The following is a 22174-nucleotide window of genomic DNA, read 5'->3' as shown; positions in this document are numbered from 1 at the left end:
GGTGCGGGCGCCTGCCTGGCCAGCTCTAGGGTGTCCGCGTCCGCGCGTCAGCCTGCGGACAAGCTGCGGACAGCGGCTCCCACCCTGGCGGAGCGCGTCGCGGCGGCCAACTCCGCCGCTTCGACCATCGCCTCCGTCGCCCCCTCGTGCTCTCCGACCTCTCGCAGCGACACCGCGAAGTGCACCAGGTACGGGCCAGCCCACTCCGGCCAACCGCCATACGGCCGGTCGCCCAGGCCGGCCGCGAGGTGCTCGACGGCATCCGCGTATCGGCCCAGCAGCCGGTACGCGAGGCCGCGTTGCATCATCAGGTATCGGTCGCTGTGGAAGTAGATCCAATCGGGGCGGGTCGGGTCATCGGCGGCGCCCAGCTCGACGGCCAGGTCCAGTAGTCGCTCCACAGCATTTCCGTCGCCTGCCAGCGCGTGCCCACGCGCCTCCTGCTGGGCGGCGAGCGCCTGCACACCTGGACTCGTCGCGTGATGACGAGCCGCGCAGGAGAGGCCGACGACCGGTCCGGGCCGACGGGCCATCCACGCCAAGTGCCCACGCATCGACATCGCGGTGCCGACCATGTCCCGGCGGTCGACTTCGGTAGCCCACTCCAGCGCCCGGTCGTAATGCCGACCGGCGTCACCTCGGCGGCCGGTTGCGGCGAGCAGCCAACCGACGAACTGAGCCCACTGCGACGCAAGGTCGACCAGCCGAGGTCTTAGCCGACCACCCGCGTCGCTCACCAACGACGTCACAAGATCGAGCTGGGTTCGGACCGGATTGAGTACGGCGGCGGCGCCGATGGAATCCTCCAGGCGGCGCTGCGCGGCGAGTAGGTTGGTCAGCGCGTCCAGGGTGGCGGCGTCGAGCCTGCGGGGATGCACCATCACGTAGTCGAGCCGGTCGCTGTCCGCTGGCGGTGAGCCGGCGGGCCAGACCATCGCGGTGAGCCGACCACCCGCATCGAGCGCCTGGTCGAGTGTTGCAGCGGTTTCGACGGTGGGCCGGCGACGTCCGGTTTCCAAGTCGTGGATCTGGCTGCGGGAGGTCAGCGCCGGGCCGGCCAGCTCGCGAATGCTGAGGCCGGCTTCCTGGCGGAGGCGGCGCAGTTCGGCACCGAATCGCGGGTCCACGGCGACGGGTCGCGGCATCGGGACCTCCCAGGTAGGGCCGGGTGGTGGCGGCCCAGGCCCTACCCCGGACCGCCACTTCGGACGGTACACCGGGCAGTTGCTGGGTGCGACTACCCTCGCTTGAGAAACCCCCGATAAGCACAGTGAAATCCAGTCTTCACGAGTTCGTCGTCGTCCTTTCGACAGAGCTTTGGTGATCCGGAGAGCCCATTCAGCCGGCTACGGAAAGCGCCTCCCGGTACTCCAGGGTCCACTCGGCATCCCGCTGATCGTCCGGTAACCCGTCCAGCCCAGCGCGCAGGTTGTCCGCCGCCGAGACGCCGTCGCCGAGAGCCAGATACGCCAGCCCGAGGCCCATCCGGGAGAACGTCGGCGTCAGCCAGTACGCGAGGGCCGGCGCCGTCTCCGATTCGGCCGCCGTCGTCAGGTCGCTGGCCTCGCCGAGCAGTTGCAGCGCGGCAGAGCGGTTACCGAGCAGCGCGTATCCGTGTGCGGCCTGCACCGCGTCCCCGACGCGCTGAAGGGCGTAAGCCCCCGGGGTGTGGTACGCCGAGAGGAAGTGCCGGACGATTCCGCGCGGGTTGCCGCGCTGGCGCTCGACGTAGCCACGGAAGTTCTCGACCTGCGCCGCGAGCGGTCCGCTGTCGACCGCGTCGGCCTCGTCCGCAGCCTCGATCAGTACCCGTGTTGCCTCCGCGTCACGGCGCCCCTCGGCGTACAGCCAGCCGATGAACTGGGTCCACTCGGCGACGACCTCGTACAACTCCGCCGTGTGCGGGCCACGGGCCTGCGCGGCGAGGCTCTGCACGATACGCCACTGCGGCACCGACCACGGCAGCATCACCGGGGCGGGCAACGCGTCGTCAAGACGGCGTTGCGCGGCCAACGTGTCCGAGAGCGTCCGCACGGTGGCGGCGTCCAAACGTGACGGGCGTGCGGCCACGTACGCGAGCCGTTGGTCGTCGTCCGGAGTGGTCACGGCCGGTGCTTCGACCACGAGCGCGGCGAGCGTCCCTCCCGCTTGAAGCGCATCGTCCAACCGTCGGGCGGCTTCGAAAGTTGGCTTGGCCCTGGCCGTCTCAAGGTCGTGCAACTGGCTCTTGCTGTAGTAGACGCGGCGGGCGAGGTCTCGCAGAGACAGGTCGCGAGCGGCACGTAGTTCGCGCAGGCGCGCCGGGAATCGCGGGTCAACGATCGGCGTGTGCGGCATGGCGTACTCCCAGGTAACGGCTGGGGTGACGGTGGTCCGGGCCGTATCTCCGGGACCAACACTCCGGACGGTACAGCGGCAAGTTGCAGAGTGCTACCACCGGCGGCCGGGTCACTAGTGGGTCCCGACCCCCGCAGCCAGCGTCGGCTATCCCAGCGGTAGTCCCAAACCCGACGACGCCGGAACAAGCGTCGTACGGTCCTCAGCACGTCGTAACGCTGCGTCAGATAACGGACTCTCACGGGTCATCAGATCGGTTAAGGTCGATCGCTGCGTGGACAGTGTCCGCTCGAAGCAGAACGGTCAACCGTGCTGTCGACGGGGGTGTGGGATGAACGAGCGGACCGTGCTGGCCGTGCTGCTGACGGTGGCGGTCGTAATGGCTGGTTGTGATCAGTACCGAGAATCCGTCCCATCGGCCGGTAGCTCGGGAAGCCCGTCATCGGGCACGGCGACGGCGTCTGCCTCGGTGCAACCGCTCCGCTCCACCATAGAACGTCGGACCGCGGTAGTCCGGAACTCGTCAGGACTGCGACCGTATTCGCTTGTCTTCCACGACGCCATCCACGGCTACGTCGTACTCTCCGACTGCCCCTACCGGCACGCCTCGGACGGACAGCGGCTCCCCGAGCGGCGCTGTCGCGGCGCGCTGGCAGCGACCGCTGACGGCGGTCGGACCTGGAGCTTACGAAACCTGCCGAGCATCGAGACCGGCGACTGGATGCTGAGTTTGCTCGGCTCCCGGGAACTGCTGCTCTACGCCGGCCAGCGCTATCACCGTTCGACGGACGGCGGCGCGACTTTTGCAGTTGAGCCGGTGGGATTCGGAAGTCGGCACCGCGCCAGGACGTCAGGGGTGGGTGCGGTCGGTCAGGAGGTCCCTGCGAGCGCCCGCGTCGTATGCGCCCGGCACCTGGCCGAGAACGACTGTGCCAGCTACGCGGTATCGAGCCTGGATCTGAAGACCGGAGCAGAGATGCGCCAGAGCATGCCGCTCGACCTGAATGGCTTCAGCGTGCGTCGGCCGCAGGCGGTCGCCCTGGCCGGGCAATTGGTCCTGATCGGCTGGGATCAGTCTGCCGGGGCCGAACCGCAGTCATCGACGCTGCGCTCGGCGGTCAGCGCGGATGGGGGACGGACCTGGACCTGGCTGGCGCCTCTCGACGCCGGTGACCGGGCGACGCTGCACGGCAGCCCGGACGGAGCCGACGCGTGGTTGGTTCCGGTTCCCCGACCGGCGGCGTTCCCCCGGTTGTGGCGGCAGGTCGGCGACCGCTGGGCGGAGATCCCGGCCACCGGCCATCCGACCGCGCCCGGTCGGTATTATGCTGCGGCGGCTGGGGGCGCCCGGCTCGCCGTCGCCGGTCCGGGTGGCTTCGGGTACGTCTCCGCCGACGGCGGCTGGCACACCGACCCAAGGTTGCCGGGCGGACTTAACCGGGTGGACCTGCTCAGCGACGGCGCCCTCACGCTGACCGACTGGGCCCACCCGCACCGGTTCTACCTCGGAACTGGCTCGGCGGACCAGCGCAACTGGACGGAAATCGTCGTCGAGGTCGGGTGACCGTGGACGCCGCTGTGAACCGCTCCGGCCCTCGGCGGTCCTGAAGCAACGCCCATTGCGCGGGCCCGCTACGGCGCCGTGCTGTCCGCTACTGCGGTGACGGCGCTTTCCGTAGCTGGTATGACTGCCCGCATCTCGGCGGGCTTCTGCTGGGAATGGACCAGGCGACCCCAACAAGGTCGGCTGGTGCCGGATGTGCGAATCGGCAGCTGGCATCGCCCGTGGAACGCCCATGACGATCACCTGCCTCGGAATGTGCCCGCAGGATCCTATTGGGCCACTGACCCGCGCGGATTCGAGCAGATTGGATGCATCTACACCGCGCAAGGCTTTGAGTACGAGTGGTCCGGAGTGATCCTCGGCGAGGATCTGGTGGTGCGGGACGGGCGATTCATCAGCCAGCCGAGCCGCTCCAAGGACGTCGCCATCATTGGCACGTCAGACCGACCTCGCATCGCTCGTAACGCTGACAGGTTGATCCGGAACGCATACAAGGTGCTGCTCACCCGGGGGCTGCGCGGGTGCCTGATCTACTCAGTGGACGAGGAGACGCAGGACTTTCTGCGCAGCCTTGTCCCCTCTGCCTTGGACACAATGCCGCAGGAGGCACCGGGCGTCTACTCGGCTACCAGCAGAAGACGCGGGCATCAGAGCCGAACCGCGGAGAGTCGAACGCTTCAACCGAGTGAGCCCGCCGAATTGGACTAGATCAAGCGCTTCGGAATTTCGCTCACGCCGACAACTCCTGGTTCAGTTCGGTGATCAGAGGTGCGGCCCTGGTGCCGAAGGCGTTCACGTACCCGTCCACCCCGCCCCGCTCGGTGAACGGAGTTCCGTCCAGGTCCTCCGGCGTGAGTTCCACGCTCACCGCTATCACGTCCTTGATCCTCTCCAGCCACCACTCCTGGTCGGCTGTGAACGTAGCGCCGCCCTGCTGCTGCCGGTGCAGCCACCCTCGGAAACGTTCCTCGACGAGCGACCGGTACGGCTTCAGCTCCTCGTCGATGCCCAGCTCGTACCTGACCAGCGAGATCAAATCAGTGACCCCCCGGTTCCCCGGCTCCGCCGCCGTACGCCCCAGCAGCACGTACGCCTGCCAGAGCGAGTCCGGGGTCCATGCCTGCGGCGGCCGGGCGATCCTGGCCGCCAACTCCTTGAGCTGGTCGAACCCGACCCGCCCCTTCCCCTCGTAGAAGACCTGCAACGCGGTGATCTCGTCCCGGTGCGTGTCCAGATAGTCGTGCCAGCTCCGCACGGTCACCTGGGCCCGCTCCTCCAGCGGCACCCCGCGCGCCTCCAGCAGCGTGTCGAGGTTGCCCTCGTCGATGACGATGTCGTGCGCCCGCCGGATCTCCATGATCCGGTCCCGCAGCTCCGGCTTGGCGGCCAGCGGTCGCAGCGCGGTCGCCATCAGCCCGCGCACCGCCTCCGGGCCGGCCTCCCGGGCGGCGTTCAACTGTTCCGGCGCGACCGCGTCGACCAGGCCGCGCACGATGTCGTTCATCGGCTGACCGGCCAGCTCGTCAAGCTCGCGCTTCTCCTCCTCGGTGAGCTGCTGGCCCAGCCGGGAGAGCCGGGACGCGAGGGTGGCCACCTCGTCCGGGGTGGCGCTGAGCCGGCCCGCCTTGCCGAGCAACTGGCTCAGCGACACCTGCCGGTCGGTGTGCCGTTCCAGGGGTACCGCCTCGTCCAGGTCGGCCTCGGTCACCCCGACCGCGTCGACGAGAACGAACCGGTCCTTCACCTCGGCGTCCTCGGTCACCGCCTGGAACTCGGCCGGGTCGATGGTCCGGGCGCCCCGCCCCTTCATCTGCTCGAAGTAGGTGGCGCTGCGCACCGGGCGGAGGAAGAAGACGCACTCCAGCGGGCGTACGTCGGTGCCGGTGGCGATCATGTCGACGGTGACGGCGATCCGCAGCTCGGGGCTGTTCCGGAACGCCTGGATCAGGTCGTCTGGGTTGTTCCCCTCCCGCCGCGAGGCATAGGTGATCTTCTGCGCGAAGTCGTTGCCCCGGGCGAAGACCTCGCGGACCATTTTGACGATCTCCTCGGCGTGGTTGTCGTCCCGCGCGAAGATCAGCGTCTTCGGCACCTTCGACCGCCCGGGGAAGATCTCGACGAACAGCCGGTCCCGGAAGGTTTCCAGCACCAGCCGGAGCTGTCCCCGGGAGATGACCGACCGCCCGACCTGACCACCCTCGTACGCGAAGTCGTCCTCCAGCTCCTGGTAGCGCTCGGACCGGGTCCGCCGGTCCCGCAGCGGCACCACCGTGCCGGCCTCGATCCGCTCCCCGGACCCGGTGATCTGCGTCTTGATCCGGTACACGTCGAAGTCGACGTTGACGCCGTCGGCGACCGCCTGCTCGTAGGTGTATTCCGAGACGAGGTTCTGCTGGAAGAAGCCCATGGTCTGCTTCACCGGGGTCGCGGTAAGGCCGACCGTGAACGCGTCGAAGTATTCGAGCACCGCCCGCCACTTGCCGTAGATCGAGCGGTGGCACTCGTCCACCACGATCAGGTCGAACGTCTCCGGCGGGATATCCGGGTTGTAGCCGACCTCGGCCGGCTCGTCCAACTCGTAGTCGTCGTACGCCTGGTCGTCGGTGTCGACGTCCGGCAGGTCGCTGCCGCGCAGCGCCCCGTAGAGGCGCTGGATGGTGGAGATGACGACCTTCGACGAGCCGAGCATGCCCGCCCCGGCGAGCCGGTCGACGTTGTACAGCTCGGTGAACTTCCGCCCGTCCCCGGGGGTCTGGTAGGCGGCGTACTCCCGGAGGGTCTGCTTGCCGAGGTTGTTGCGGTCAACCAGGAACAGGATCCGGTTGGCCCGGGCGTGCCGGAACAGCCGGTAGCTGCCGGTCACGGCGGTGAACGTCTTGCCGGCGCCGGTCGCCATCTGGATCAGCGACCGGGACCGGTCCTGCGACAGCGACCGCTCCAGCCCCCGGATCGCGTCGACCTGCGCCGGCCGCAACCCGGCGCCGTCGAGCGCCGGCATCGCGCGCAACCTGGCCCGCAGCGTCGGCGCCGCCGGGTCGTCGTCCGCCTCCCGCATCCACCGCGCCAACGTCGCGGGCCGGTGGAAGGCGAAAACCTCCCGGGTACGCGGAGACGGGTCCAATCCGTTCACGAACGCCGTCTCGGTGCCGGTGGCCAGGTAGCCGAACGGCAGCGGCTCGTCCCGCCGCCACGCCCGGATCCGCTGCTCGGCGGTCAACCCGCCCCGGTAGCGGTCCAACTGTGCCTCGGCGTTTCGGGGCGCGGTCCCCTCCCGCTTCGCCTCGACGACCCCGACGAGCTTCTGGTCGACGTACAGCAGATAGTCGGCCCGGCCGGCGGCGAGGGTGACCTCGCGGACGGCGATCCCCTGCCCGGCGAAGAGGTTGAGCTGGTTCTCGTGCTGGACGACCCAGCCGGCCGCCGCGAGCTGCCGGTCGATCTCCTGCCGGGTCTGCCACTCGTTGAGCGGCTCCCGGGACGCGCGCCGGGCCCGGGAGATGAACTCCTCCCGCTTGGCCGCCGAGACCCGGACCGGCTTGCGGTTGTCGAACTCCCGCTGCGCGTGCTCGGCCTGCGCTTCCAGGGTGGCGACCAGGTCGACGGTGGTCTCCCGGCGCGCGTCCGCCTCGCGTACCGCCCGGTCCGCCGCCGCGACCGCCTCCGCCCTGGCGGCGGCGAGCGACTTCCTGCCGGCCAGCAGCAGCTTGGTCTGCGCCAACTCCTCCTGATAGCGCCGGAGCTCGGCGTGCAACCCGTCCACCACCGACTGCGGGACCTGCCGCGGCGGCGGGCTCGGCGGCACGAAACCGATCGGGGTACGGTCCCCGGTCAGTGCCCGGTGGAACCACACGCCGAGTTCGAAACTGGTCCGCAACAGGTCCAGCGCGCTGCGCACCTCGCCCAGGTGGTCGTGCACCGCCCTGTTTCCGACGTCGCGCAGCCGGTTGAAGGCGGCGAAGATGTGCGGCACCAGCGCACCGCTGGCGTTGAGCGCCTGCACCTGGTGGAAGAAGCTCCCACCCGCCGGATTCGCCCCGGTACGGCGTACCAGGTCCCGGGCCAGCACGTCGCCGAAGGTGCGGGTCTTGAACATGGCCGCCTGGGCGTCCACATAGACAAGTGATTCGGCACTGGCGCCATACCAGAGCAGCAGTGGGTGCGCTTGCAGGAAACCGAAGTTGGCGGACTGCTCCGCCAGTTTGCGTGTGTACCGAGGATCCATGAGTCCCACTCGCTCCGTAGCCGTCGGCGAACAGGTCAGGATAGTGCGCGGCGAGTGGTGACGAAGACCCACGAACGACCGACAAAATAAGCGGCCCAGGGCCGCCCACTCGTTACGGAGCCGATGAATATCGGCTGCTCAGGCAAATATTGATCAGAATGTCAGACGCACCGGCGATCCGGTCGGTGGGGACCGGTCGGCAGTGTCGAGAAGCCGACACCGGACGGCCACCACCGACCGCGGGCGGCCGGATATCCCACCTTCGGCAATGGGCGGATCGCCTATCGCTGCGCCTCGAAGTAATCTTTCATCGCCGGGTAGTAGTCGTCGAAGTTCGGCGCCGGTCGACCCTCGTGCGACGCCACCAGCGCGTCCAGGTAGTACTCCCAGCCCGGTCCGACGTCGCCGACGCTCCCGGTGTCGGTCAGGTGCTGCGTGAACCGCAGCTCGGTCACTCCCGCGTCCTCGGCCAGCGTCATGTCCAGGTTCCAGGTTCCGTACTCGTCCACGGCGGAAACCGCCAGCCGGCGCGGTGGCTCGCACGCGTCGATGGTCAGCTCCATCCAGGGCTCACCGTCCTCGTGCACCATCTGGACCTTGACGGTGCGTCCCGGTGCCGCGTCGCCCTGCCAGGGGCCGAACCAGCGTGCCGTCCGCGCCGGGTCGGTGAGACTGGCCCAGACGTCGGCGACGGGAGCCCGGAAGGTGCGGGTCAGGACGAGGTCGTCGCCGAACAGTCGGCCGGTCGGTGTCGGGCTCATGCGGTCTCCTTCTGAGCTGGGTGTTGCCGCTCGGTGGTTGGGTGGGTTTCGTGCCGCTCGGCCGCCGTGTGCCGCTCGCGGCGGGTGCGGTAGACCTCGGTCTCCAGCGCGTCGAGGCGGTGCTGCCAGCCGGACGGGCGCATCAGCCGACCCAGCCACCCGGTCAGCTCGTCGAGTGGCGCGGTGACCAGCGTGTAGACACGCCGACGTCCGTCTGCCGTGTCGCGCACCAGCCCGGCCTCGCGCAGCACCCGCAGGTGACGGCTGACCGCCGGCCTGCTGATCACGAACCGGTCGGCGACCTGCCCGGCCGAGAGCGGCTCCTCGCGCAGCATCAGCAGGATCTCCCGCCGCACCGGATCGGCGACCGCGTTCACCACCTCGTCCACGACAGAAGCGTAACCTGTAGGTTACGCTTCTGTCGATGGTGGTGGCCGGTCGGTACCACCGTCGGCACGGTCCCCGGCCGTAAACCCCCAGCCCGTCCGGTGCGCACCTCTCGACGCCTAACATCGCACCGATGAACACCTCCGAGATGCGACCCAACGATCGCCGCACCAACGATCCCCGCACCGACGACGTCCGGACTGACGAGGCCCGGGTCACGGAGGCCCTGCGCCTGCTGTCCGGCGCGCCACTCGAACTCGACGTCGCCGTCAGGCGACTCAGCCGCGGCAGCGGCGTCTACGCCTGGTGGGCCGCTCCTTCGACCCTTCCCGACCTCCCCGGCCCGCCGAACGGGACCATCCCCTCGCTACGGCTGCTCTACCTCGGCCGGGCGACCAGCCTGCGGGGCCGGATCCTGCGCAACCACCTCCGGCGCTCAGGAAGCTCGACGCTGCGCCGGACCCTGGCCGGACTCCTCGTGGCCGAGGGCTACCGGACGACCTGGACCGACCGCGTCGTCCTGGTCCCCGAGGACGAGGCACGACTGACCGCGTGGATGCACACGCACCTGCGCCTCACCTGGGCCGAGGACGCGGAGCCCGGGATCGTCGAAGCCGAACTCGTCCGGCGCCTGCACCCACCGCTCAACGTGCACGGCGTCGACCCCGAACACGTCCAGGCGACCGTGGTCGCCGCGAAGAATGCCTACGACACCAGCAGCCGCCCGGCCCGGCAGGAGCGGGAAGCCCCGCCCGCGAGCCCGCGGCAGGACATCTGTGAGCCCTAGTAATAGTTGTCGATCGGCTGGCGGGCCTCGTCGAACAGCGCCGGCCCCTCGTACCGGACCGGCGCAAGCGGCGGGGTGGCCGGCTTCACCTGCTCGAACTGTTCGGCGGACAGGGCGTACACCACCCGACCGAGACCGGACCGGGCGATCGCTGTCGCACACATCGGGCAGGGCTCGCAACTGGTGAACATGGTGGTGGCGGCTGCCACCTCGGGGGTGAGTTCCCGAGCGGACCAGCGGGCCAGCTTCAGCTCCGGATGGGCGGTGATGTCCGAGTCGGAGACCACCGTGTTGTGGTCCTCGATCAGGACGGTGCCGTCCGCACCGACAAGCAGCGAGCCGAACGGCCGTTCGCCGGAGGCTCCGGCCCGGTTCGCGAGTTCCACCGCACGGCGGAGGAACTTCTCGTCGTCGGAAGTCAACTTCTCGTCGTCGGAAGTCATCGGTCCTCCTGGGATTTCTGGTACGCGGCCAGGGCCGCGAGGGTCTGCCAGGCACGTTCGGGCCGACGGATCTCGGCCAGGTCGCCGTTGAACGGGTCCAGCAGCACCGTATCGGCGCCGAGCAGGCGGATCTGCTCGATGTCGGCGACGATCTGGTCGAGGGTGCCGACCCCGGCGAGCCGTTCCGGGTCGGTGACCGCTTCCCGGGTCTCCCGCACCGCGATGCGCGGCATCAACGCGGGCACCGGGCGGCCCAGTTCGTCGGCGGTGGTCTTCAGCCGCCCGACCGCCCCGGTCAACCATCCGGGTGTGAACCGCAGCGGATGCCAGGCGTCACCGAGCAGTACGGCCCGACGGATGCCCGCGTCGCTGTTGCCGCCGACCCAGATCGGGATCGCCGCCGTGTCGTAGTCGTCGTTGTCCCGCCAGGCGTCCCGCATCGCCTGGAGGTACTCGTCGGTGAGCGCCCCCCGCCGCCGGAACGGTACGCCGAGCGCCTCGAACTCCTGCCGGGCCCAGCCGACACCGACGCCGAGGACGAGCCGGCCGGCGCTGAGCCGGTTGAGGTTCGCCGCCATCCGGGCGGTGAGCAGCGGATGCCGGTACGGAACGATCAGCACCGTGGTGCCCAGCCGGACCCGGTGGGTCACCCCGGCCAGCCAGGACAGCGTGGTGAACGGCTCGTAGAACGGCGCCGGATACTGCTCGGCCACGTCCGGGGTCACGGCGATGTGGTCGGAGACCATCAGCAGGTCGAAGCCGAGACCCTCGATCGTCTGCGCCCACCGCCGCAGCATGTCCGGGTCGGTCCCTGGGGCGAAGTTCGGTACGTTCACGCCGAGTCGCACGGTCCCAGGCTAGTCAGCCCGACCGCAGCTTGCGAACGACATGATCCCTGCCTTTCCTCGTTCCTGCCGTGGACCCGCCGGCAGATCCTGGATCAGGGTCGGCCACCCGGTAGGTCCCGGCCAGGTGTCGGGTGCGCGCTGGTCTCAGTCGGCCATCACGGCGAGGACCGATGACACCGGCACCGGCCCGGCACACCGGGAGTCGTTCGACCGGGCGCGGCTGTCGCCCATGACGAAGACGGAGTCGGCCGGCACGGTGACCGCGACGAACCGGCGCGGGCCGCAGTGGTTCGGGTCCGGCGGCTCGTCGAGCGACGCGTCCTCGGTCACGTACGGCTCGGCCAGTGCCTTGCCGTCGACGGTCACCCTGCCCGAGGTGTCGCAGCAGGCGATGGTTTCGCCGCCGACCGCGACGACGCGTTTGAGCAGCGGCGCCTTGCGGTCGCCCCAGAGACCGCCGGGGGATCGGAGCAGGACGACATCGCCGCGGCGCGGCTCGTAGGTGCCGGCGACCGTCCGTACGGTGACAACCTGGCCGGCCTCGACCGTCGGCTCCATACTGACGCCGCCCTGGGTGAACTGTACGGTGGCTCCCGTCCCGGTCTCGTCACCGTCACCGTCACCGTCGCCGCAGCCCGCGACAAGCATCACGAGAAGAAGCACCAGCAGTCTGCGCATCCGACGGATGTTGCCAGAAGCGGCGGTGCCGCGCGGCCCTCGACCGACACTCGGACGTGAACGTCCCGACGCCTCCCGGCGAGGAGCACCGGGAGGCGTCGGGACGATGCGAGAGCGGAGTTACTTCGTGCCGGCCAGGGCAGGCGCCTCGCTGTGCAGGTCCGCCAGCACGGACTCCGGGACCGGCTTGTCGAGCGTCGCGCAGACGGACGCGTCGGTCGCGGCCATCGCCACCCTGTAGTAGTGGTCCCACCGGGCGTTCGGCTCGGCGTCGATGGGCTCGGCGTTGGCGACGCTGACCACGGTACGCCGGCCGTCGGCGGTGGCCAGCGCGATGCTGTGGTGCCCGAGGGTGTCACCGCCGTGGCCCCACACCGTGCCGCAGGCCGAGTCGAGCCTGACCAGGCCGAGCCCGTAGCCGCCCTTCATGCCGAAGCCCTCCGGCAGCGCGACGGTGGTCTTCATCTGCTCGAGCTGCGCCTTCGAGAAGAGCTTGCCCTGGAGTACGGCGGAGAAGAACCGGGAGAGGTCGTCGGTGTTCGAGATGATGGCCCCGGCGGCACCGCCCCAGCCACCGATCGGCCAGCTGGCCGTGTCGACGTAGACCGGCTCCGGGCCGGCGAGCTTCACCCCGTAGCCGTGGGCGTAGCCCGGCCCGGTGTGCACGGCGCGGGGGTTGGCGTAGTAGGTGTGCCTGAGGCCGAGGGGTTCGGCGATGCGCTGCCGCACCAGTACCGGCAGGCTCTTGCCGGTCAGCTTCTCCAGGATCATCCCGAGCAGGGTGTAGTTGGTGTTGGAGTAGGACCAGTCCTTGCCCGGCGGGAAGTTCGGCTCGTGTTCGAACGCCACGGCGAGCAGTTCCCGGTCGGTCCACACCCGCTGCGGATCGCTCACCACGCCGGCCATGAACTCCTCGTCGGCGGTGTAGCTGAACAGCCCGCTGGTGTGGTTGAGCAGCATCCGGACAGTGATGTTCCGGCCGTTCGGGACGACGCCCGGCAGATACCGCGAGACCGGCGCGTCCAGCTTGAGTTGCCCCCGGTCCACCAGTTGCAGGGCGAGGACCGCCGTGAAGGTCTTCGTGTTGCTGCCCGCCTCGAACTGGTCGCGCGGGGCCATCGGCCGCTCGGTGGCGATGTCCGCGAGCCCGGCGGCCGTCCGGCTCACCCGGTGGTCCTTGCCGATCCGCGAGGCGAACCCGGGCGGACCGGCCGCCATCATGCTGCGGGCGACGTCCTCCATCACGGCGTTCCGGGCGGGATTGCCGGGCCTGGCCGGGCTGGACACCTCAGGGCGCTCGTCGGCCAGCACGGCAGCGGCGGTGCCGACACCGGTCGCGGTCAGCGCGGCGGCGGCCGTCACCAGGATCGCGGCCATCCGGATCGGACGTGACTTCCTGGTGGGCGTTTGTTCTGTCGTCGTCATGCATCGATCCTGTCGACTTCCGTCGGCAAGGTCATTGCAGCTCACTGACCAATCCGCGATCGGACTGCACTACCGGTGAGGTAGTGCCAGCCCTACCTAGCCGCCCACCCGGCGGGTGCACGGACGGGGCAGCTCGACAGTCTCCGTTCCGCGACATGCCGCCGCAGCCGAGCGGCGCCCGGACCGGTCAGAGCGGCCGCGCACGGCGCCCGGACCGGGACAGCGCCGCCGCAGCCGGCGCGCCCGGCCCGGGTCAGGACTCCCGGGTACGCCGGGCCGCGCGCTCGACCGTGGCCTTCAGCGCCCGCCGGGGTACCGGACCCAGCTCGTCCACGACGTCGACGAGCAGGGCGAGCTGTTCGAGCGCGGCGAACGCCTGGTCCGCACCCGCCTCGTCCACGCCCTCGTAGAGTTCGAGCCCGACGAACGCCCCGGAGACCGCCCGAGCCAGCCCGCCGACATCGGCGACGTCGGCGAACGGCGACCCGGTGAGCAGCCGGCGGAGCACGGTCTCGATCTCGGCGACCCAGAGCCGCAGGGCGGCGGCGACCGACTCGGCAAGCCGCCGGTCGGTCTGGGCGCCGGCCAGCAGTTGCGCGAGCACCGAGACGTGCCCGAGTTCCTTCTCCCGCTCGTGCAGCGTACGGCCGACGTCGAGGAGTTCGCGCAGCGTGCGTACCTCGGCGAAGCGGGCGGAGTAGGCCCGGACCCGGGCGGCGGTGTTGACCGTGCAGGCCGCCGCCAGCAGTTCGTCCACGCTGCCGAAGTGGTAGAAGACGAGCGCCTGGTTCACCCCGGCGGCGCTGGCGATGGTCCGGGCGGAAACCCCGGCGATGCCGTGTGCGCTGATGGCGGCGAGGGCACCGTCGAGAAGTCGCTGCTTGGTGTCGGACATCCCTCTCCTCGCGGACGCGCCTGCCCGGCCGGCCGGGGCGCTGCTGCCGGCGGTGCCGCTCCCGGCGGCCGGGCCGGATGCGGTGGTGCGATCATCGCATCGGTCACCAGTTGGGCCAGCCAGGCCACTCCCGGCAACCGCAGCGACCAGCCCAGACAGGCCCAGCCCAGGCTGACGTGCTCCAGTGCGCGGGCGACGGCGGCGACCCCCTGTTCCTGGTGGCCGTCGCCGCCCGCGTACCGGGCCCGGCGCAGTCCGGCCGGGTGCTCCGCGGCCGGGCGGAGGCGGAGCCCGCGCGGCTCGCGCCGGTCCAGGAAACCGCCCACGGCGGCGCACGGTCCGCAGTCGTCGTCCAGCCAGAGCAGCGCCGCCGGCCCGTCCGACGGGTACGGTCGCCGGCGCGGCAACCAGTCGCGGACCTGGGACCGGTACCGGCGCCAGTCCGGCCCGTACCGGTCTTCGAGGTCCCGTCGCTCGTGCGGGCCGGCCACGCTGATCCCGAACGCCACGGTGGCCAGCGCGGCGGCGGCGAGCCAGCCGCTGCCGGCGGCCGACGCCAGCAGCAGGAGCAGGCCGACGGTACTGAGCTGCATCGGGTTGCCGACGTAGGCGTACGGCCCGGTGGTGACCAGCCGGCGCGGCGGGTCCCACGGGTACGGCGTCCCGCCACCCCGGACCGCGAACTCCCGCACCGCCGCCAGTGCCGGTACGGCCACCAGCAGGCCGAGTTGGGCCAGCACGAACAGCCAGGACTCCGGCAGTCGGCCGATCCGCGCCCACGAGCCGTCGCCGACCTCGAAGACCACGGTGGGCAGCAGCCACAGCACCAGCGCGGTGAAGACGACGAGTTGCAGCAGTACCCGGGCGGTCAGCCGGCGCCGGTCGGCGCTCCACCTGCCGAGCAACTGGGCGGGCAGTGCCACCAGGAGCAGGCCGACGAACTCACCGGCCAACCAGGACGGCCCGAGCTGGACCAGCGGGTGCAGTTGCGGCATCGTCACCGCGTCGAGCCAGCCGAGCAGGCCGAGCGCCACCGGCAGCGGCACCGTCCGGCGCAGCAGCACCGGCAGCGGTCCCCACAGCAGCGCCCAGCCGAGCCACAGGTCGACAGGCATGCCCCGGAACGCGCCGTCGACCGGGGCGAACGCGTACCACCGGGTGCGCCGGGCCAGTTCGGTCAGGCCGGCGATCCCGACCGCCGCGGTGACGAAGGCGAGCAGCGCGGCGAACCTGGCATCGCGGCCACGCTCCAACCGGCCCGCGCCGAGGGTCAGCGCCACGGGGACCAGCAGGCACAGGTAGCGGGCCGCCGTCATGCCCACCCGGTCACCGCCGTCGCCGGTGGTGGCGTCATCGCAGGCCGAGCATGTCGAGCAGGTGGCCGGTCCCCTCGTGCAGCAGTGCGTCCTGGAGCGGCCCGAAATACCAGGAGGGGTCCAGACCCCGCTGGTAGCCGACGGTCAGCCGGATCTCGCTGTGCCCGGCGTCGACGGCCCGCCAGCGCAGCTCGGCCCGCTGCCAGGTCAACCACCGACCGGTGATCGAGGTGTCCTCGACGAACCGGAAGCCGATCCGGTCCGGCGCCACCGAGTCGACCTCGGCGACAAGTTGACCGCCGGGCCCGTGCGACGTGCCGTGGTAGCCGAACGTCCACCGGTCGCCGACCTCCAGCCCGGTCCCGTGGACGTGCCGCGGCACGGGCACGCCGAGCATCCGCAGTGGAACGGACCGGACCCCGGTGGGTCGGGGGCCGGCGGCCAACCGGCCGGCGAGTTCACCGGCCGGAACCGCTACCACCCGTACCGTCTCGACCGACTGGTCCGGCGCGAGCCGGAACCCGTCCGCGGCGCCCTCGAAGCCGCCGAGAAGCAGCAGCGGGAGCAGCACCGCGCCGTAGGCCCGGGTCGACGACGCCGAGCGGACGCAGCGGATCAGTGCGGTGCTGCCGTGCACCACCGCGTACACCAGTGGGGCGGCGAGCACGACGCAGATGGCACCCTCGTGCAGGGCCACCGAGGCGAGCAGCAGCACGATCGTGGTGACCAGGAAGACCCGGCCGTGGGTGGTCCGCGCCGGCGTCAGCGCCAGTGCCGTGGCGAGCAGCATCGGCAGCCCGACGAAGAGCAGGGCGCTGTCGGCCCGCCCGGCCCGTACGGTGCAGACGAAGGCGACCACGCCGACCCCGGCGATCAGGCCGGCGAGGATCCAGTTCGCCCGGCTCCGCCGACCTGCTCGTGCCTCGTCCCGCCCGTCCATCCGCTCACCCCGTAGCACGCCGTTTGAGCAATCGCTCAAAACTCAGGCTAGCCGAGTTTGAGCGATCGCTCAACCACTCGTCCGGCGTCCCTCGCGGTCGCTCGCGGCGGGTCAGCCGGGCGGCTCGGCCAGCCGCTCCAGCCGGGTCCAGCCGGCCCAGCCGCGCTCGCGCATCAGCTCCAGCAACCGGCGCGCCCGAGGGTCGGTCTCGACGGCGAGTCCGTGCATCAGCTCGAACGGCAGAGCGTCGCCCATCGCCTCGCCGATATCGGCCTCGCCGGCCGCGTACGCCTGCTCCAACAGGCCGGCCATCAGGTCGGCGAGTTCCACCAACCGCGACTCGCCACCTGCGTCGGACGGATCGCTCTCGACGAGCTGTGAGATGAGCCGGTAGAGCTGGACCTGGCGGGGGTCGTCGAGCTGCGCGAACTTCTCCGGCATGAGCTCGCGGATGCGATCGGGCCAGCGAGCCTCCAGCAGGATCCACCCGTCCCGCTCACCCTGCACGACCGGCTCCGCCACCCCCATCTCCCGCAGCCGATCGAGATAGGCGGTCACCTCCGGCGGAAGCATCAGACTGTCCCCGGCGGTGAGCTGCGCGATCTGCTTCCGGCTGGTCTCCAGCCGGTCGATCTCGCCGCGCAGTTGGCTGTCGATCCCCTCGACAGCCTCGGCGAAGCTCGATTCGTCGGCTTCGAGCAGCTGACCGATCCGGGCCAGCGGTACGCCGGCGTTGGCGAGGGTGCGGATCTTGATGAGAGCCACCACCGCCGTCGCGCCGTACCGCCGGTAACCCGAATCGTCCCGGGCCGGCTCGGGCAGCAGGCCGATCTGGTGGTAGTGCCGCACCGCCCGCACCGTGACACCGGCGTACGCCGCCAGTTGACCGATCGTCAGCATGCCCTGATCCTGCCCCACCTCGCCGCCGACGCCGGCTCAGGAGATCCTGCGCCGGTAGGAGATGTTGGCGAACAGGTAGGCGACGACGAGGATGCCGACGCACCAGGCGAGGGCGGTCCAGATGTCGTTGCCGACCGGCTGCTCGGTGAACAGGGCCCGGATCGTGTTGACGATGGAGGTCACCGGCTGGTGTTCGGCGAAGGCGCGTACCGGGCCGGGCATGGTCCCGGTGGGCACGAAGGCCGAGCTGACGAACGGCAGGAAGATCAGCGGGTACGAGAACGCGCTGGCGCCCTCCACGGACTGTGCGGTGAGGCCGGGGATCACGGCGAGCCAGGTCAGCGCCAGGGTGAACAGGATCAGGATGCCGGCCACCGCGAGCCAGGCCGGCACCCCGGCGCCCGAGCGGAAGCCCATCAGCAGGGCGACACCGACCACGAGCACCAGGGAGATCACGTTGGCCAGCAGCGAGGTGAGGACGTGCGCCCAGAGCACGCCCGACCGCGCGATCGGCATCGACTGGAACCGCTCGAAGATCCCACCCTTGATGTCCGAGAAGAGGCGGAACGCGGTGTAGGAGATGCCCGACGCGATGGTGATCAGCAGGATGCCGGGGAGCATGTAGTCCACGTACGAGACCGGCCCGGTGTCGATCGCGCCGCCGAAGACGTAGACGAACATCAGCATGATGGCGATCGGCGTGATCGCGGTCGTGACGATGGTGTCGAGGCTGCGCGTGACGTGCCGCATCGTCCGTCCGGTGAGCACGGCGGTGTCGGCGAGGAAATGCGTGGTCATGGTCGTCCCTACCTCTCGTCCCGGCCCGCGCCGGCGCCGCCGACGACCGCGAAGAAGATCTCTTCCAGGGACGGCTGCCGCTCGACGTACTCGGCCTTGGCCGGCGGCAGCAGCTGCCTGAGTTCGGCAAGGGTGCCGTCGACGATGATCCGGCCCTGGTGCAGGATCGCGATCCGGTCGGCGAGCTGTTCGGCCTCCTCCAGGTACTGCGTGGTGAGCAGCACCGTCGTGCCGCCCTCGGCGAGCTGCCGGACGGCCTGCCACACCTCGATCCGGGCCTCCGGGTCCAGCCCGGTCGTCGGCTCGTCGAGGAAGACGACCGGCGGGCTCCCGATCAGGCTCATCGCGATGTCCAGGCGGCGGCGCATGCCACCGGAGTAGGTCGCCGCCCGCCGGCCCCCCGCCTCGGTCAGCGAGAAGCGCCGCAGCAGGTCGTCCGCGATCGCACCCGGGTCCTTGAGGTGCCGCAGCCTGGCGACCAGGACGAGGTTCTCCCGCCCGGTGAGGATCTCGTCGACCGCCGCGAACTGCCCGGTGAGACTGATCGCCCCGCGTACCTCGGCGGCCTGGGTCGCGACGTCGAAGCCCTCGACCCGGGCCGTTCCCGCGTCGGCCCGCAGCAGCGTGGCCAGGATCCGCACCAGCGTGGTCTTGCCCGCCCCGTTGGAGCCGAGCAGGGCGACAATGCTGCCCCTGGCCACTTCGAGGTCCACGCCGCGCAGTACGCGCAACTCCTTGTATGACTTCTCCAGGCCGCGTACCTGGATCGCTGGCCCCCGGGCCCGCTCGGTGGTCGACGCAACGCTCATGGCGACAAGCGTGGAGGGTTGACGTAGCGTCAGGGTCAAGCCCGCGTTGGTGTGCCCCGGCTCACTTCCCCGGAGCCGACCGCCCGGCTCTTCGCTACTCCAGGTTGCCGCCGATCAGGTTGTCGGCGCCGACAAGCAGTTTCCCGCCCCGGAGGTGGTCGGCGGCGAGCATCACGTTGTCGCTGATCAGCCAGCGGTCGCTGGTGCCGCTGGTGATGACCGGCCTGCCCTGCCGCTTGGGCGTGCCGAGGTCGTAGAACTGGTTCCCGACCACCTGGCAGTACGCCGAGTCGTGCCCGCGCACCCCCGCGTCGCCGTTCTCGTGGACGTCCAGCCCCATCACCCGGGTACGCGGACAGGCGTCGAAACTGGCCCCGTTGGTCGCGTTGCGCCACAGCCGCCCGCCGACGACCTGGGTACCGGTGACCTGCCAGGCGTTGATCCCGCTGCCCGTCCCGCCGGTGCCGTTCGACTCCAGGTAGACGTTCTGGAAGACCGTGCTGTCGGCGCCGCGCCGCAACTCGACCCCGTTGCCCCGGCAGCCCCAGACGTGCAGGTTCTCGAAGAGACAGGCGCCGGTGGAGATGCGCATCCCCACCTGGCACTCCCCGATCCAGGTGTTCAGGAACTCGTTGTCGTAGCCGTACGGGCCGATCACGATGCCGGTGCCCAGGCAGTCGTCGATGTTGATGTCGGTGAGCTTGTTGGCGTGCGCGGAACTGTTCTCGGCGGTGCCGACGAACTCGATCGCGTGCGATCCCGAGCTGGTCAGGTGCAGTTGGCTGAACATCGACCGGGGCCGGCGGATGGTCAGCAGTACCCCGGAACTCAGCCTTCCGTCGAACTTCAGGTGCGAGATCCGGTTCCAGCCGCCGGTGCCGACCAGCCGGCCGGTGTAGCCGGCCGCCGGGCGGACCACCGACGCACCGAGGTTCGCGCCGGTGAGCGAGACGTTGGCCGGCAGGGTCACCTCGGCACCGAGGCCGAGCACGCCGGGTGGCAGGTACAGCTCCCCGCCGGAGGGCAGCAGCGCGAAGGCGGCCGTCAGCTTCGCCGCCTCGTCCCCGCCGTCCAGCAGGCAGCCGACCCGGGGATCACGCAGGCTCAGCGGCCCCTCGACCACCATGGCGGCGGCGCGGGCCGGAACGGGCATCGTCGTCGCCAGCGCCGCTCCGGCGCCACCGGCGAAGAGCGCCCGTCGGCCGAATCCCGCCCGCTCCGTCCGGTCCGGCCGGCCGGGCCGCTTCGGGCCGGACGCCGGCTCCGACGGCTGGCCCGACGCCTGAGCTGGCTCGACGGTACCCATGGTGCCTCCCCGTGAATCTGCCACCACGACAACCGTCCGCCGTGGACGGTGCACGGATCCTAGGGAGGCGACCGCTCCTTCCGCCACCTCTGCCGACGGCGCGGCGGGACGACGGTGGGACAGGATGCCGGCCGGGCAGGGCGGGCAGGGCGGGCAGGGCGGGCAGGGCGGGCAGGGCGGGCAGGGCGGGCAGAAAACCGGGCCCGGCCGGCATCGCCGGGGCGACGCGGGCCGAGCCCGGTGGACTGTCCTGGTCGGGGAAGGTCAGGCGACCGTGACGGTCACCTCGTTGATGCCCCGGCCGGCGGTGACCGAGAGGTCGCCGTTGCCGTGCCGGGAGAGCGCCCGCAGCGTCCAGGTGCCGGGCGCCGCGAAGAACCGGAACTGCCCGGCCGGCGAGGTCACCACCTCGGCGGTGAACTCGCCGGTGGAGTCGAGCAGCCGGACGTACGCCCCGGGAACCGGGTCGCCGTTCTCGGCGCTGACGACCCCGGTGATCACGGTTTCCTTCTCCAGGTCCAGGCTCGCCGGCAGCGGAGCCGCCTGGTCGGGTGCCGCGCAGCCGGCGGCGATCGGAGCGGTCATGGTGCTCACGCCTCCCCCGGCTCGTCGCCGAGCGCCACCGGCACGCCGACGAGCGAGCCGTACTCGGTCCAGGATCCGTCGTAGTTCTTCACGTTCTGGTGCCCGAGCAGCTCCTTGAGCACGAACCAGGTGTGCGAGGAGCGCTCGCCGATCCGGCAGTACGCGATGGTGTCCCGGCCGCCGTCCAGCCCCGCCTCGCCGTAGATCCTGCGCAGCTCGTCGTCGGACTTGAAGGTGCCGTCCTCGTTCGCCGCCTTCGACCACGGCACGCTGATCGCGGTCGGGATGTGCCCGGCCCGCTGCGCCTGCTCCTGCGGCAGGTGGGCCGGGGCGAGCAACCGTCCGGCGTACTCGTCGGGGGAGCGCACGTCGACCAGGTTCTTGCTGCCGATCGCGGCGACCGCCTCGTCGCGGAAGGCCCGGATCGACAGGTCCGGCTCCTGCGCGACGTACTGGGTGGCGGGGCGGGAGACGGTCTCGGTGACCAGCGGACGGGCGTCCAGCTCCCACTTCTTGCGGCCGCCGTCGAGCAGCTTCACGTCGCGGTGGCCGTAGAGCTTGAAGTACCAGTACGCGTAGGCGGCGAACCAGTTGTTGTTGCCGCCGTAGAGCACGACGACGTCGTCGTTGGAGATGCCGCGCTCGGAGAGCAGCGCCTCGAACTGGGCCTTGTTGACGAAGTCCCGGCGGACCGGGTCCTGGAGGTCGGTCTTCCAGTCGAGCTTGATCGCACCGGCGATGTGCCCGCCGTCGTAGGCGGTGGTGTCCTCGTCGACCTCGACGAAGACCACGCCGGGAGCGTCGAGGTTCTTCTCGGCCCAGTCGGCCGAGACGAGTGCGGTGTCGCGACTCATCAGATCACTCCTTGGTGAGGATACGTGTGTGAGCCTGCGCGTGGATATCGACCGATGTGGTTGTCGCATGTCACGCGCGGGACCCAGAAGGATGGGATCACGGGTACGTGCGACGGCGCCGCTGCCGGGCGTGGGGAAAGGCGTCAGAGGGTACGCAGGACAGCCCCGCCGTCAGATGACGGGGCGACACAGGCAGGTGGCCACGCGGCACAGGTCGACCGCGCGCCGTTTGGTGAGGAGCGTCCCCATGAACGGGGAGCTTACCAGTGCGACGAGGGCGTTACACATGACCAACCACGATCCGGGATCGCCCGGCAAC

Annotated in this window: 22 protein-coding genes; 3 read left to right on the top strand and 19 right to left on the bottom strand. The window is 70.6% G+C overall.

The window, feature by feature from the left end; translation table 11 throughout:
• Positions 1–47: 47 nt before the first annotated feature.
• Together ACN28A_RS17170 and ACN28A_RS17165 are read right to left on the bottom strand one after the other, a co-directional pair.
• Positions 48–1145 carry a helix-turn-helix domain-containing protein gene (locus tag ACN28A_RS17170; protein ID WP_421396422.1) on the bottom strand — a complete coding sequence of 366 codons (1098 nt, stop codon included), beginning with the start codon at positions 1143–1145 and terminating at the stop codon, positions 48–50.
• 193 nt (positions 1146–1338) lie between these two features.
• Positions 1339–2337 (bottom strand): helix-turn-helix domain-containing protein, encoded by a 999-nt coding sequence (locus tag ACN28A_RS17165; protein ID WP_421396420.1) that lies wholly within the window; start codon positions 2335–2337, stop codon positions 1339–1341.
• 976 nt (positions 2338–3313) lie between these two features.
• On the opposite strand from ACN28A_RS17165, the gene ACN28A_RS17160 reads away from it, so the two are divergent.
• Together ACN28A_RS17160 and ACN28A_RS17155 are read left to right on the top strand one after the other, a co-directional pair.
• Positions 3314–3901, top strand: coding sequence for a hypothetical protein (locus ACN28A_RS17160; RefSeq protein WP_421396419.1), 588 nt, complete (start codon positions 3314–3316; stop codon positions 3899–3901).
• Between the two features lie 120 nt (positions 3902–4021).
• On the top strand, positions 4022–4609 hold the full coding sequence (locus ACN28A_RS17155; RefSeq protein ID WP_421396418.1) for a DNA/RNA helicase domain-containing protein: 588 nt from the start codon (positions 4022–4024) through the stop codon (positions 4607–4609).
• A gap of 22 nt (positions 4610–4631) precedes the next feature.
• Here ACN28A_RS17155 and ACN28A_RS17150 read toward each other — a convergent pair whose 3' ends face one another.
• The 3 genes from ACN28A_RS17150 to ACN28A_RS17140 all read right to left on the bottom strand — a co-directional run bounded on the left by ACN28A_RS17150 (position 4632) and on the right by ACN28A_RS17140 (position 9273).
• Positions 4632–8123: a DEAD/DEAH box helicase family protein gene (locus ACN28A_RS17150; RefSeq protein WP_421396416.1), complete on the bottom strand. Its 3492-nt coding sequence runs from the start codon at positions 8121–8123 to the stop codon at positions 4632–4634.
• A 281-nt stretch (positions 8124–8404) separates the two neighbouring features.
• Positions 8405–8884: an SRPBCC family protein gene (locus ACN28A_RS17145; protein ID WP_421396414.1), complete on the bottom strand. Its 480-nt coding sequence runs from the start codon at positions 8882–8884 to the stop codon at positions 8405–8407.
• Entirely contained in the window at positions 8881–9273 is a 393-nt protein-coding gene (locus tag ACN28A_RS17140; RefSeq protein WP_421396413.1) for a metalloregulator ArsR/SmtB family transcription factor, read from the bottom strand. The genes ACN28A_RS17145 and ACN28A_RS17140 overlap by 4 nt, the downstream gene beginning before the upstream one ends.
• 131 nt (positions 9274–9404) lie before the next feature.
• Here ACN28A_RS17140 and ACN28A_RS17135 point away from each other — a divergent pair, with 131 nt between their 5' ends.
• Positions 9405–10058, top strand: a complete 654-nt coding sequence (locus ACN28A_RS17135) for a GIY-YIG nuclease family protein (protein ID WP_421396412.1) — start codon at positions 9405–9407, stop codon at positions 10056–10058.
• Here the strand turns inward: ACN28A_RS17135 and ACN28A_RS17130 are convergent.
• The 14 genes from ACN28A_RS17130 to ACN28A_RS17065 all read right to left on the bottom strand — a co-directional run bounded on the left by ACN28A_RS17130 (position 10055) and on the right by ACN28A_RS17065 (position 22104).
• Positions 10055–10501: a nucleoside deaminase gene (locus tag ACN28A_RS17130; RefSeq protein ID WP_421396411.1), complete on the bottom strand. Its 447-nt coding sequence runs from the start codon at positions 10499–10501 to the stop codon at positions 10055–10057. The genes ACN28A_RS17135 and ACN28A_RS17130 overlap by 4 nt on opposite strands.
• A complete protein-coding gene (locus ACN28A_RS17125) occupies positions 10498–11349 on the bottom strand; it encodes an LLM class flavin-dependent oxidoreductase (protein WP_421396410.1) in 852 nt (283 codons plus the stop codon). The genes ACN28A_RS17130 and ACN28A_RS17125 overlap by 4 nt, the downstream gene beginning before the upstream one ends.
• 144 nt (positions 11350–11493) lie before the next feature.
• Positions 11494–12027 (bottom strand): signal peptidase I, encoded by a 534-nt coding sequence (gene lepB / locus ACN28A_RS17120; RefSeq protein WP_421396409.1) that lies wholly within the window; start codon positions 12025–12027, stop codon positions 11494–11496.
• A gap of 120 nt (positions 12028–12147) precedes the next feature.
• Positions 12148–13452 (bottom strand): serine hydrolase domain-containing protein, encoded by a 1305-nt coding sequence (locus ACN28A_RS17115; protein ID WP_421396407.1) that lies wholly within the window; start codon positions 13450–13452, stop codon positions 12148–12150.
• A gap of 253 nt (positions 13453–13705) precedes the next feature.
• On the bottom strand, positions 13706–14347 hold the full coding sequence (locus tag ACN28A_RS17110; protein WP_421396406.1) for a TetR/AcrR family transcriptional regulator: 642 nt from the start codon (positions 14345–14347) through the stop codon (positions 13706–13708).
• Positions 14242–15663 carry an isoprenylcysteine carboxylmethyltransferase family protein gene (locus ACN28A_RS17105; RefSeq protein ID WP_421404454.1) on the bottom strand — a complete coding sequence of 474 codons (1422 nt, stop codon included), beginning with the start codon at positions 15661–15663 and terminating at the stop codon, positions 14242–14244. The genes ACN28A_RS17110 and ACN28A_RS17105 overlap by 106 nt, the downstream gene beginning before the upstream one ends.
• A 34-nt stretch (positions 15664–15697) precedes the next feature.
• Complete coding sequence (locus ACN28A_RS17100; RefSeq protein WP_421396405.1) at positions 15698–16603, bottom strand: hypothetical protein; 906 nt, start codon at positions 16601–16603, stop codon at positions 15698–15700.
• Between the two features lie 111 nt (positions 16604–16714).
• A complete protein-coding gene (locus ACN28A_RS17095; RefSeq protein ID WP_421396404.1) occupies positions 16715–17503 on the bottom strand; it encodes a MerR family transcriptional regulator in 789 nt (262 codons plus the stop codon).
• Between the two features lie 36 nt (positions 17504–17539).
• Positions 17540–18301, bottom strand: coding sequence for an ABC transporter permease (locus tag ACN28A_RS17090; RefSeq protein ID WP_421396403.1), 762 nt, complete (start codon positions 18299–18301; stop codon positions 17540–17542).
• Positions 18302–18309: 8 nt separating this feature from the next.
• On the bottom strand, positions 18310–19110 hold the full coding sequence (locus tag ACN28A_RS17085) for an ABC transporter ATP-binding protein (protein ID WP_421396402.1): 801 nt from the start codon (positions 19108–19110) through the stop codon (positions 18310–18312).
• Between the two features lie 94 nt (positions 19111–19204).
• Positions 19205–20416, bottom strand: a complete 1212-nt coding sequence (locus ACN28A_RS17080) for a right-handed parallel beta-helix repeat-containing protein (RefSeq protein WP_421396401.1) — start codon at positions 20414–20416, stop codon at positions 19205–19207.
• 264 nt (positions 20417–20680) lie between these two features.
• Positions 20681–21001, bottom strand: coding sequence for a DUF1416 domain-containing protein (locus tag ACN28A_RS17075; RefSeq protein ID WP_421396400.1), 321 nt, complete (start codon positions 20999–21001; stop codon positions 20681–20683).
• 5 nt (positions 21002–21006) lie between these two features.
• The gene (locus ACN28A_RS17070) at positions 21007–21855 is read right to left on the bottom strand and encodes a sulfurtransferase (protein ID WP_421396398.1); all 849 of its coding nucleotides are present in this window, start codon (positions 21853–21855) and stop codon (positions 21007–21009) included.
• 171 nt (positions 21856–22026) lie between these two features.
• Positions 22027–22104 carry an Ms5788A family Cys-rich leader peptide gene (locus ACN28A_RS17065; protein WP_311202345.1) on the bottom strand — a complete coding sequence of 26 codons (78 nt, stop codon included), beginning with the start codon at positions 22102–22104 and terminating at the stop codon, positions 22027–22029.
• Positions 22105–22174: the final 70 nt, after the last annotated feature.

Origin of the sequence: Plantactinospora sp. WMMB782 (assembly GCF_049179135.1) — a bacterium.
Classification (GTDB): Bacteria; Actinomycetota; Actinomycetes; order Mycobacteriales; family Micromonosporaceae; genus Plantactinospora.
This window is presented reverse-complemented; position numbering and strand designations above follow the sequence as displayed.